Annotated in this window: 8 protein-coding genes and 2 tRNA genes; 2 read left to right on the forward strand and 8 right to left on the reverse strand. The window is 63.7% G+C overall.

Annotated features, from left to right (window positions below; translation table 11 throughout):
- Positions 1–88: 88 nt before the first annotated feature.
- The 8 genes from PO605_RS08165 to PO605_RS08200 form a co-directional block, all read right to left on the reverse strand.
- On the reverse strand, positions 89–4,594 hold the full coding sequence (locus PO605_RS08165; protein WP_047468778.1) for a pilus assembly protein: 4,506 nt from the start codon (positions 4,592–4,594) through the stop codon (positions 89–91).
- 19 nt (positions 4,595–4,613) lie between these two features.
- A complete protein-coding gene (locus PO605_RS08170; RefSeq protein ID WP_272206230.1) occupies positions 4,614–5,171 on the reverse strand; it encodes a pilus assembly PilX family protein in 558 nt (185 codons plus the stop codon).
- A 32-nt stretch (positions 5,172–5,203) separates the two neighbouring features.
- Positions 5,204–6,064, reverse strand: a complete 861-nt coding sequence (locus PO605_RS08175; RefSeq protein ID WP_231574337.1) for a prepilin-type N-terminal cleavage/methylation domain-containing protein — start codon at positions 6,062–6,064, stop codon at positions 5,204–5,206.
- A complete protein-coding gene (gene pilV, locus PO605_RS08180; RefSeq protein WP_231574338.1) occupies positions 6,027–6,548 on the reverse strand; it encodes a type IV pilus modification protein PilV in 522 nt (173 codons plus the stop codon). The genes PO605_RS08175 and pilV overlap by 38 nt, the downstream gene beginning before the upstream one ends.
- A 23-nt stretch (positions 6,549–6,571) precedes the next feature.
- Complete coding sequence (locus tag PO605_RS08185; RefSeq protein WP_047468788.1) at positions 6,572–7,084, reverse strand: GspH/FimT family pseudopilin; 513 nt, start codon at positions 7,082–7,084, stop codon at positions 6,572–6,574.
- 450 nt (positions 7,085–7,534) lie between these two features.
- Positions 7,535–7,610: transfer RNA gene (locus tag PO605_RS08190), tRNA-His, on the reverse strand.
- Between the two features lie 269 nt (positions 7,611–7,879).
- Positions 7,880–7,955: transfer RNA gene (locus PO605_RS08195), tRNA-His, on the reverse strand.
- A 74-nt stretch (positions 7,956–8,029) separates the two neighbouring features.
- Positions 8,030–9,925, reverse strand: coding sequence for a SurA N-terminal domain-containing protein (locus tag PO605_RS08200; protein WP_047468790.1), 1,896 nt, complete (start codon positions 9,923–9,925; stop codon positions 8,030–8,032).
- Between the two features lie 306 nt (positions 9,926–10,231).
- Between PO605_RS08200 and PO605_RS08205 the strand changes: the two genes are divergently transcribed.
- Together PO605_RS08205 and PO605_RS08210 are read left to right on the forward strand one after the other, a co-directional pair.
- Positions 10,232–10,675: a LexA family protein gene (locus PO605_RS08205; protein WP_272206231.1), complete on the forward strand. Its 444-nt coding sequence runs from the start codon at positions 10,232–10,234 to the stop codon at positions 10,673–10,675.
- Positions 10,676–10,682: 7 nt separating this feature from the next.
- A complete protein-coding gene (locus tag PO605_RS08210; protein WP_272206232.1) occupies positions 10,683–11,969 on the forward strand; it encodes a Y-family DNA polymerase in 1,287 nt (428 codons plus the stop codon).
- The last annotated feature ends 189 nt before the right edge of the window (positions 11,970–12,158 follow it).

A 12,158-nucleotide genomic window follows, 5' to 3' on the forward strand; every position in this document is an offset into this window, starting at 1 on the left:
TCCTCTGGGGCCCGCAGGGCCAGCCAGACGGCCGGGGCCGGCAGGCCCCTGTGTGTAGTGGATGGGTGTGTAGTGGATGGCATGGCGGTCACGGGTTCGCTGGCTGGCGGCGCCAGCTCTGTCGCCCCCGGTCCACTCCGCTGTTGATATCGTCGCCCCCGGTCTTGACTGGGTCTCCTGCCCCGCTTGGCTTTCCGCTGGAGTCGAAGATCTTCGCGCCGCTGATGGTGGGCTTGCCCGGCCCCACCTCGCGGCCGTTGACCTGCTGGCCTGCCAGGTTGTCGGAGGCGTTGAAGATGCCGTCGCCGTTCACATCGAAGGCGACATAGTCGGTCTTGCCCCCGGTGTCGGGATCGATGGCGTAGATCGTGCTGGCCAGGCCTGCGGAGCAGGGGTCGCCCAGCGGTGGCCGGATGGAGGTGAACACCAGCCCCCGCCCGTACAGGCTCATGTCGTAGACCAGTCTTTCTCCGTCGCGCGGCAGATCGACGTACCAGCCCCAGCTGTGCACATTGGAGTCGGCGGTGCTGGTGGCGTCCTTGTACCAGGTGACCGGGTTGGCCGACAGGGCGAACTTGCCCGGAAAGCCGCTCACCTGGGTGAACTGCTGGGCCTGCAGATCCCCACGCCCCTTGCCGGCGGTAGGCAGCGGCTGCGGCGCAGTCGTGGCGGGTGTGCCGTAGCGATCCCAGACGCCGAACACCGATTGCCGGCGCATGTCCAGCTTGTCGTCATCCGTCATGAAGCGGCCCGTGCCGAAGGCCACCACATCGCCCTTGCCGCTGGAGTGCCGCACCACGTAGGGCGCGGTGGTGATGGACAGCCGCTTGCCGCCGCTGCGTTCGGACTCGCGTGCCACAAAGAACAGTTGCGCATTCCATGAGCCGCTGGCACCGCTGGCCAGGTCCACGCGCCATACATTGCCCGCAAGATCACCGGCATAGGCCAGGTCCACCTTGCCATCGCCGTTGTTGTCCACCACGGCGGCGCGCGACAGGCCGTTTTTCGGCGCAGGCAGCGCGTTCAGCTCCGCGGCCGTCATGCCTGCCGCGAAATCAAAGCGCCGGATGACCTCGCCACTGGAGACATCCAGCACAAACAGGCTGGACTCGCCGGAGGCGCTGTTCGACGCCTGGTAGCCATTGGACAGGAATACCACCCACCTGCCCTTGGACCGGCCGGCATCGTTGAGCCGCGCAACGACAGGCGCGGGCATCGAGTAACCCATGCGGTCGTCCTGTTCAACCCCGAACTCCCACAGCAACCGGGGGGAGGTGGGGTCCGTGACGTCCAGCGCGAAGACCTGCCGCCCGCCCGCGCCCAGGCTGCCGACCAGCACCCTGTGCCAGGCGTTGCCGAAGTAGACATCCGAGACCACGGGCGTCCCGTCCACGAAGTAGCGGTGGGGAGCGCCGCCCGCGCCATACCGGGACGCCAGGACATTGAGCGAATCCTTCACGCCCGATGGAATGAAGGCGAACTCCTCCTTGCCCGATGCCGCGTCGAAGGCGTGCAGCATGCCGTCGTTGGCACCCACATACAGCATCTCCTTGGCAGCCTGTTTCGCGGCAAAGGCGGCATAGGTGGTGCTGCCCTCCAGCTTGTCCGCGGCGGAGGCGCGGTACAGGCCGCCCTTGACCCGCACCAGCGAGGAATTGACGATGTCGCCCAGCACATTGGGCTTTCCGCTGGCCAGGGGCTTGCGCACGCGCAAGTCATCGCGCACCTCGCCACGCAGGAACTCGATGCGCTTTTTTGCCTGGCCATCGGCGGAGTTCGTGGCCGGGTCCGTGTTGAGCACGGCCAGCCAGGACGCATCGGAGCGCTGCCCGCTGAGACTGGAGTACGTGAAAGGGCTCAGCGACACGGCACTGCCGGTCCTGCTGGGATAGTAGATCTTGCGGTCATCGGCGGACCGCGCCGACAGGAGTTCCGCCGCGCTCCAGACCAGCGTTCTGTCGCTGGTGGTGAGCTTCTCGCGGATGACATCGCCGCTCCAGTACTGGACCTCGAACGTGGTCCGGTACAGGTCGGCGCCTTCGCCCAGTGTCGCCGTGGGCATGTCCACGCTGACCGCCGTCACGGAACTGATGCTCTGCAGGATGTCGTTGAACGCCTTGGTCAATTGGTCCTTGAGCGTGCCGGCATTGGTCACCAGAAAATAGTTGTCCGGATCTCCCGTGATCTTGGAGGGGTCGCGGTCCGGCACACCGTACTTGGCGGCATACCACAGCGGTCCCTTCAGGAAGCTGCCCGCGTCGGTCGCATTGCCGGGAGTGAAGCTGCGGGTGGCCGTGAGTCCCAGGTTCGAGCATTCCGTGCGCTGCTGGGCCGAGATGCTGCCCCGGCAGTAGCCCGGATCGCGATTGGGGGGCGTGTTGTAGGCGTAGTAGGCCGAAGCCGTGTCCTTGTCACGCACCTCCAGGTACATGCCGTCCTTGGTGGTGCCCGAGATCACATAGCCCATGTGCTGCCCCAGGCCGCCAGAGGCGTATTCGGACACCATGTCGATCTTCACCGTGCCATCGGCCTGCAGCGCGACCGTGTAGCGCGCGATGGCGTCCATGTCATGGTCGGCGCCCTGCTCCACGTCCTCGTAGTTGATGCGGAACTCCGCATAGGGACGCCCGCCATTGACCGAGGCATCGATGTCCGCCTTGCCCGTGTTGGCAATGTTGACCACGTAGTAGTCGACGATCTGGTTGGTCGGCGTGAAGACCGCATTGTTCACGGTGCTGCCACCGGCACTGCCGGAGACGGTCTTGGCAAACGGCGCAATGGTCACAAAGCGCTTGCCGCCGATCGGAAAGCGTATTTCCGGCAGCGGTGACGCAATGGCCACGGAGTAGGTCCTCAGCGCATTCTTGCCCTGGCTGTTGCCGAAGATGGCATTCCTGGCGCCGAAACGGGCCACACCGGCGGCATAGTAGGTGCCTTCCTTGCTGGGCTCCTCGGGAGACAGGCCGCGCGCCCAGGACAGGTCTGCAATGGTCTTGACCGAAGGAGCCTGGTCGGCATTGGCCGACGTTGACTGGCCGATGAAGAAGTTCTTCCCGTCCATGCGCTCTGCCGAGCCGATGGCCGCCACCTCGTCAGAGACATTGAAGCCATTGAGGGCGCTGGCGCCGAGGCTCGCGTAGCGGCTGCCGGGCAGCTTGCCGTCGTAGGAGGGATTGATGTCGCTGAGCACCGTCATGACGGGACGGGAGCAGTACTGGTAGCCGCCCCCGCCTTCGGCCTTGGCCTTGTAGGGCGTTTCCCAAGCGGGCTTGGACAGGCCCAGGGACGCATCCTTGGAGGAGCCGCCGGCGTAGTCATAGATGCCGAGGGCCTGGGACGCGCCGCCGAAATAGCGCATGGTCTCGAACATCATCTCGCTGATGGGATTGCCCCACATGGCACACTTCGAGGGCTTGTCCAGCGAACTGATGGGGCCGGACGTGATCCAGCCGCATTCCACGTATTTGCCGCCGGTGTAGCCGATCAGGCGCTGGCGGTCTATGTTGGCGACCACGCCATTGACAGCCGTCCTGAACTGGCCCGTCTGAGGGTCGACCTCCTCTGCGAAATTGCTGATATTGCGACGCAGCACGCCGCCGGCGATGTTTTTCTCGTACGAGCCTGTGAGCAGGCCGAAGTACATCTTCCCGTTCTCTCCGAAGTCGTGCAGCAGCCCCGTGGGCTTGTAGATGGTCTTGCCGCCGTTGGGATAGGCCTTGCAACTGCCCTCGAGCAACTGGGCATTGCTGCTGGAGCAGGCCTCCACAAGCAGGTTGTAGTCGGTGATCCTGCTGGTGCCTCGCGCGCACGAATTGCCGCCTGCACAGTTGCTCTGCCCTGCAAAGCCCTCCTGGGACACCCAATCCCAGATCTGGAACGAGGAGTCATTGAGCACGCGCAACTGGGTGACGGCGTCAGTGGTCTCCTTCAGCGTGGTGACGGCAAACAGATGGCGCGTGCCGACCGCCGGCGGGCGCAGCGGCGCATAGTCCGAAATGCTGTAGACCTCGAGATCCCGCGCAGGGTCATAGGCCTTGCCCCAGCTGTGCGCATCCCTGGGAATGTAGGCGGTCTGCAAAACGGTGCGCGAAGCCGTGTCCTCCGCACGCATGCCGCCATAAAGCACGCGGCGTATGGCGTCCATGCGCGATGTGCCCAGATAGTTCAGGAAGTCGCCACTCCAGTTGTTCGAGCACTTTTTCCTGTTGCTTCCGGTCGCTGCCTGCGAGGGCACGAAAACACCCTTGGAATAGCTGTAGCAGACGTTGTTGTTGAAGTAGCCGTAGTAGTCGATCTGGTCCGGCTTGTACCCGACATCGATCACACCGTCTCCGTTGAGGTCGGAGGCATCGTTGTAGGCCTCGTAGTACAGCTTGTGGTCACGCCCCATCACCAGCATGTTCAAGGGCGCCAACGCCTGGTTCACGAACAGCGGCATCTGGGACAGCACGGTGTCCGCGCGCCCCTGGGCATGCGCCGGCGTACTGGCCAGTGCCAGTGCGCACGTCCACAGCGCCAGGGCCGGCCACGCGAGTGCCCGGCCCTGGCGCGCCCTCGGGCCATGCCTGGTTTTCCAACTTGCAATGCGAGCCATTGAAGCTCCCTCCCCCTGCTTACTTTATGAACATGTTGACGCTGGACCGCAGGCACAGCGCATCCGCTCCGCAGGCCTGGGCCTGCGACTTTTCCGTGGCCTGGGCATTGACCTCATAGAAGTCCGTGCAGCCGGTGGCGGGTGCATCCAGCGCGGACGTCGCACTACCTGACTTGGGACAGGCGGTCGTGATGTATCGGGGATACCAGTACCCATCGGGCTTCTGAAACCCGGCCGCCTTGGCCTTGGTCGTCCGAAAATCCGTACCGAGCCCGATGGAGTCCGTACGCACGTCGGACACCGAGCAGGGAATGCCGCTGCCCTCGGCCACCGGAGTGCCGGCGCCATTGCAAGACTTGAGCGCGACGGCATGCTCCAGCAGCTTGCGCTCGCCTTCTCGCAGCGTGCCATCCGCGGTTTCATACAGCCGCTGGCTATCCACCATGTTGGCAGCGATGCGCGCCTCCAGCGTGGCCACGCGCATGCCGACCACCACCAGCAACAACACCAGCAGCAGCATGATCATGGACACCAGCAAGGCATTGCCGCGCTGGCGCCCGTGCAGGACACAGGACATGCAGCGGCGGCTCCGGGCTCCGATCGGCGCGGTCATGGCATCAGATTCCTCAGGGTGAGCGTGCCGGTGGCCAGTTGCAGCAGGGCGCCGGCATTCGCATCGCATCGGGCCGCGGCGCCGCCCAGTTGCGCCCAACGCTCGCAGACGGTGGAGGCCATGCCCTGCGTCACCTTGCCGGAGCTTTCCAGCAAGAGGGCAAGGCGCAGGGAACGGATGGCTTCCTGCTGCCCGGGCAACGTGGCCGCGAAGGCATCGACCCTGCGTATCGCGCCGGGCGCTGTCTGCCGATCGATGCCGAACTCGAAATGCACCGCCCGCACGCCATCGGCAAGCGGCACAACCTCCTGCGCAGCCCGGCACACCAGCACACCACTTTCGACGGTGTATTTCTCCGCGAACATGCCGGTCGCCGGCGCCGGAGCGTCATAGGGGCCGGCGGCTCCCAGGTTCGCGGGCGTGCCCGCACAATCGGTTTCCGCAGCGTCCCGGGGCTGGAAGCGAAGGCAGATGCTCTGCGCGTCAGCCGCGTAGAGCGCCTGTCCCTGGGCGAACTGGCAGCCGTTGGGATGGGGCGAGGAATCGGCAGGAAATGCGTCGAACATCGCCTGCGAAGGGTCTCTCCTGTAGCCTGCCTTGGAGAACTCGGAGTCCAGCACGGCCAGTGCCAGCCGGCTGTTGCCGAGGTTCTCGCTCTGCCCCACGCGAAAACCGAAGCTCGACAGCCCCTGCATGTAGATGGTGGTGGCAATCAGCACGAGGAACAGGCCGATGGCCAGCGCCACCAGAATCTCCACCAGGGACAGGCCCGCCTGGGACGGCATACGCATGCGGCACGCCCGTGCGCCCGGCCCGCGCTCAAAGCCGCGACCGCAGCGTGAATGTGCAAAATTCATTGTCGCTTCCATCCAGACATTGGCCTTTCTTGACCGGCCAGGCCACCGTCACGGACACCAGGCCATCGGCATCGGCGCTCACGGCGAAGGAGCTGTCGATGCGGTCCGCGGTGAGATCGGGTACCAGCTTGCGGGCCCGGTCGCCCCAGCAGGCCAGGCGCTGCTCCCGCGGCTGCGGCAAAGGCTGGCAGGCCGCAGGGGCCGCGGGCATCGCCGCACCCTCCAGCTTCTGATAGCCGGCCAGTTCCTCCACGGGCGCGCCCTTCGCGTCAAGGACCGTGGCCGTATCCCCCCGCAGGGTCTCCAGCAGTTCGGAAGCCAGCATGGATGCCATCTGGCGCCGCTCGGTATCCACGGTGTATTCAATGGCACGCACATGGATGCGCACGGCGCCCAGCAGCCCCACGGCCACCAGCAGCACGGCAACGAGTACCTCGATAAGGCCTGCGCCGCGTTGCCTGCGAGAAGGAAAAGGAATGGACATGTTGCAGACCCGTTGCACGCGCATCAGCAACTGCCGCCGGCAGGCAGCCGCTGCTGGCGCACAAGCCCGGCGCGAGTCACTCTCAGGCAGTGCATGCGCGTGGCATGGCGAGCCGTGACGGTCAGCGTGTACAGCGTGCTGGCGCCGGAGAACTGCTTGGCGGTCCCCGTGGTTTCGAACAGGACGCCCTGGGAAGAATCACCGGAGGGCGACACGGTCACGGCATCAGGCACCCGGGCCTCGCGCACCAGTTGCCCTCCCGACTTGGCGGACCATGTCTGCCCCGCGCCCACGAAGCTGCTTTCCACCCGTTTGTAGACCGCTTCGGAGCGAGCCAGCTGCAGCAACGACTGCAACTCGAGCGCAGCCGAGCTGACGCGCTGGTTGGCTATTTGGACGATGAAGGAAGGAGCGGCCAGGGCGGCCAGAATCGCGACCAGCGCCACCACCACCATCATCTCGATGAGGGTGAAGCCACGGGGCCGTTGCCACCTGCCGCCTGGACAGCCGTTGCGCGTGTAACCGGGATTTTTCATGCAAGCGTGCTTCTCGTTGGCGGGGGACCATGCGACAGGCCTGCAAGCCCTGCGCCATTGCTCTTGATTGATGTTTGCAATCGTAATGCAAAGGCAATTTAGAACACCTATTGACACAGGTCATGGGACAAATATAGGACTTGTCTTATAAAAACCTGCGCAGAGCGCAACACCCCATCCAGCAAGCCCGGCCCGCCGTCCACGCACGCAAGCTCGGCGGAACGGCCCGCGCGACGGGCATGGCCACGGTGGCGATAAGGCAGATCGCGAAGTCAGGCAGGCAGGCCTCGCATCAAGCGCCTGAAAATCCACGGCAGCATGAGCGGCCGCAATCCAGCCGCAGCGCGATTGGCCATGCGAATATCCCGTCTGCTTGCAGCCCGAGGAAGAAAAAGTTCTCGCCCAAAGCAAAAATCCCCAGTGCATTTCTGCACTGGGGATTTTCTTGTTTGGGGTGGCTGATGGGGCTCGAACCCACGACAACAGGAATCACAATCCTGGACTCTACCAACTGAGCTACAGCCACCGTTGAAGCATTCGATTATATGCCAAAAACCAGCAGGCAAATGCTTTGGAACAGGCGTTGCGTGACGGATCGGGTGCAGCAGGAACAACGGCGCATCGGGGGACGCGGGCAAAGGGCAGGATGGCGCCATCCTCCATGCAGCCGCAGCCGGCAGGGACCTTGTCCGGCGCACCTGAAGCGGCCGGGGACAAGCTGCCGGGCACAAGCAGTCCCCCTGCCGCCCAAAGCAAAAATCCCCAGAGCATTTCTGCTCTGGGGATTTTTTTATTTGGGGTGGCTGATGGGGCTCGAACCCACGACAACAGGAATCACAATCCTGGACTCTACCAACTGAGCTACAGCCACCGTAGAAGAACGCTATTCTATTCCAAAAAACTGCTTGATTTCTGAAATTTCTGTTTTTCTAGAAATTTCCCTCATCAGGGGCGCGGGACCTTGATCTGCACCTTGAGCTGTTTCTTGAGAAGCTCGTAGTATGCCATAGCTTCCGCCACGGCCGAGCTTCGCAGGAAGTCCTGCTTCTGCGCGGCAGCCGCCTGCGCATCATCGGCCGGACGCTCGACGATGCGGTTGATCTTGACCACGGCATAGCCTTGCGCGCCCAGGTCAACACCCGTCCACGCAGGCAGTTGGGCCGTGGGCGCACGCATGGCAGCGTCCACCACTTCGCGCGACTGGCCTTCGGGCTGGTCACGGCTGATCACCTTGGCTGCGGGCAATTGCGCCGCGTCAGGCTTGGCCTTCCAAGCGGCGAGCTTGGCTTCGCCATCGGCCTTGGCCAGTTCGGCGGATTTTTGCGCCACATACAGGGTGCGCAGCTTGTCGCCGACCTCGGCCATGGGCAGCGTGCGGGCAGGCGTGTACTCCACCACGCGGCCGGCCACCAACTGGTTGGAACCCAGCTCCACCGCATCGGTGTTGCGCTTGTTGTTGAGCGAATCGCTGGAGAACAGCGCCTCCAGGAAACGGGGATTGGCCAGGGGGCCCTTGACATTGGGGCCGGGCTGGCGCGTCACATGGTCTGCCTTTTGCACGGTGAGCTTGAACTTCTCGGCCACGGGCTGCAGGCTGTCCGACTGCTCGTAGACCGCGTTGGAGAAGCCTTCCGCCAGTTCGGCGAACTTGCGCTGCGCCTGCTGCTGCTTGAGTTCAGCCTCCAGCTTGGGACGCATCTGCTCGAAGCTCGGCGCCTTGGGCTTCTTGATGTCCACCAGCGAGATGATGTGGTAGCCGAAGTCGCTGTGCACCACGTCGCTGATGTCGCCGACCTTCATGCCGAAGGCTGCGTCCTCGAACGGCTTGACCATGGCGCCACGACCAAAGTAGCCCAGGTCGCCACCCGATGCAGCGGAGCCGCCGTCCTGCGAGTTGGCCTTGGCCAGTTCGGCGAAGCGCTTGGGGTCCTTGCGCAGCTCGGCCAGCAGTTCCTCGGCCTTGGCCTTGGCCTTCTCCTGCTCTGCCGCGGGGGCATCCTTGGATGCGTTGATCAGGATGTGGCTGGCGCGGCGCTCCTCGGGACCGGCCAGGCGCTCGGCGTTCTGGTTGTAGTAGGAACGCACATCGTCTTCGCTCAGCGTGATGCCGGCCTCGATGCTGGGCACATCCAGCAGCAGGTATTCCACCTTGGCCTGCTCCAGTTGCTGGAACTGGCTGGTGTGGGCGTCGTAGTAGGCCTTGAGGTCGGCCTCGGTGGGCTGGACCTTGCTGGCGTAGGCGCTGGCTTCGAAGCGTGCCACCTGCACTTCGCGGCGCTGGTACAGCGCATCGATGGCCTGCTTGACCTGGGCGTCGGTCGCAAAGGCCGTGCCCGTGACGCCACCCATCACCTGGTTCATGGACAGTTCGCGGCGCAGATTGGCCTCGAAGCCCTCAGGCGTCAGGCCCTGCGATCCGACCAGGGCGCGGTAGGCTTCGGCATCCATGGAGCCATCCGGCTTCTTGAGCGCGGCAATCGCGGGGATTTCCTGCAGCGTGCGCACCAGCTGTGCATCGGATGCGGCCAGGTGCATCTTCTGCACGGCAGCGGCCAGCACCTGGTCACGCACCATCTTCTCCAGCGTGGCGTAGCGCGCCTGCGGCGAATCCAGCAGCTTGGGGTCGACGTTGGGGTTCTCGGCGCGCAGGCGGTCGCTTTCCATGCGGTGCGCGTTCTCCCAGTCGGCCTGTTTGATCTCATGTCCATCCACACGCGCGACGATCACGCTGGATTCGGTGAAGTAGTTCTGGTTGACCCCCACGAAGATGAACGAGGGAATGATCAGCAAGAACAACAAGATCATCACGAACTTGGAATGCTTGCGGATGGATTCGAACATGGTCTGTCTTTCAGTGGCAGAAATAGAAAAGGCGAACTTTCGTTCGCCTTTTGTTCTTGGTGGGTGCTGACGGGGTCGAACCGCCGACCTACGCCTTGTAAGGGAAAATTCCACCATTACAAATCAATAGCTTACAGCGCTCACCTACTTCGCCCCACCAACTAATAGAGGCGGAAGCGCACCATTCTACTTACATGAGGCGTCCGCCCCTTGCTTCGCTGGGTCATATACGCCACGGCAAGGGATCACGCTGGCTTGAGGGAAAGCATGGTTACTGTATATTTATACAGCACAAGGAATTCGACCATGCCCCACATCATCACCCCCACAAGCCCGGTTGCGGCATTCATGCCCTCAACGTCGCTGCCTGCTCCCGGCAGCCCGGTACGCGCGGGCTTTCCCAGCCCTGCGGAGGACTACACCTGCGCCCGCCTCGACTTGGCCAAGCTGATGGTCAAGCACCCCCAGTGCACATTCTTGCTTCGGGTCCGCGGCGACTCGATGACCGGCGCGGGGATCTTTGACGGTGATCTGCTGGTGGTGGACAAGTATCTGCGGCCGCAGCACGGGGATATTGTTGTTGCAGAGGTCGATGGAGATTTCACATGCAAGCGGCTGTGGAGCAGGTTCGACCAGGTGATGCTGCGTCCAGAGAACCCCACGTATCCCGACATCCGGGCAAAAGAAGGCCAGCAGCTTGAGATTTGGGGTGTTGTCGTCTGCGCCGTCAAATCATTCCGCGCTTTGTGAGCTGACCATGTTTGCCCTGCTTGACGGCAACAATTTCTACGTGAGCTGCGAGCGCGTGTTTAGACCAGCGCTCAAGGGCCTGCCAGTGATTGTGCTCAGCAACAACGACGGCTGTGCCATCGCTCGATCCGAAGAAGCCAAGGCTCTGGGCATCAAGATGGGCGAGCCCTTCTTCCAGATCAAGCACCGCATCCACCAGGGCCTTGTCGCCCTGTCCGCAAATTTCGTGCTGTACGGTGACATGAGCGACCGCATGATGTCCCTCGCGGCCGGCCTCGGGCCAGAGCAGGAGATTTACAGCATCGATGAGTGCTTCATAGGCCTGGCCGGCGTGAGCGACGTGACGCGCCGATCCTGGGCCATACGTGACCGAATTCTGCGCGGCGTCGGCATCCCCACTTGCATCGGCATCGGTCCGACAAAGACCCTCGCAAAGCTGGCAAACCATGTGGCCAAGGACGCGGAGCGCCGGCCTGGCAGCTACCCTGCCTCACTGGCCCAGGTTTGCAACCTCACCGAGCTTTCACCGGCACAGCTGCAGTCGTTACTGGAAAGCGTCCCCGTGAGCGAAGTCTGGGGCGTGGGGCGCCGAATCAAGATGCGCCTGCTGGATCACAAAATCTTCACGGCTTGGGACCTTGCCCGCGCGCCACAGCCGCAGCTGCGCGCCCACTTTGGCGTGGTGCTGGAGCGCACAGCGCGCGAGCTGCAGGGCACGCCCTGCCTGGGGCTGGAGCATGAGCCACCACCAAAGCAGCAGATTGCCTGCACGCGTTCTTTTGGCCGCCCGGTCAGCGACCTGGCGCCGCTGGTCGAGGCTGTCTCCGCCTTTGCCCAGCGCGCGGCAGAAAAGCTGCGGGCACAAGACCACAGGGCCGGCGCCGTGCATGTGTTCGCGCACACGAGCCCATTCCGGGATGGCCCACGTTTTGCCCGCAGCACCACGGTCCAGCTCCCTCAGCCCAGCAGTGACACCGCCTTGCTGGTGCGGGCTGCTGCACGCGGGATAGCCCGGATCTACGAGCCCGGTTATCAGCTGGCGAAAGCCGGGGTGATGCTACTGGATCTCTCCCCGGTGGCCGTGCAGCAAGCCTCATTGCTCGATGAGTCCAACGCCTATGCGCGCGACCACAGCCCCCTCATGGAGGCCATGGACCAACTCAACGCGCGATACGGCAAAGGCACCGTGGGCATGGCCAGCGCGCTGCAGGAGTCGGGCTGGGGCATGCGCCAGGACCGCCGGACGCCACGCTACACAACAGAGCTACGCGACATCCCCATTGCACGGACGTAAACCCAAGAAACCCTTATGAAAATGCCTCTTGCAGTAGAGGTGTTCCCTACCCTACTCACGATGCCCCGGTGGTTCGGCACCCCAGAGGTCAAAGTGCTACCGGGACGCCCCGAGCATTACTTCATTAATGAAGTCTTTCCCGATTGGTTTGTGGTGAGGGACCTTGACGGAGAACGGGTTTACAGCGGC

Source organism: Delftia sp. DT-2 (assembly GCF_028401915.1).
Lineage (GTDB): Bacteria > Pseudomonadota > Gammaproteobacteria > Burkholderiales > Burkholderiaceae_C > Comamonas > Comamonas tsuruhatensis.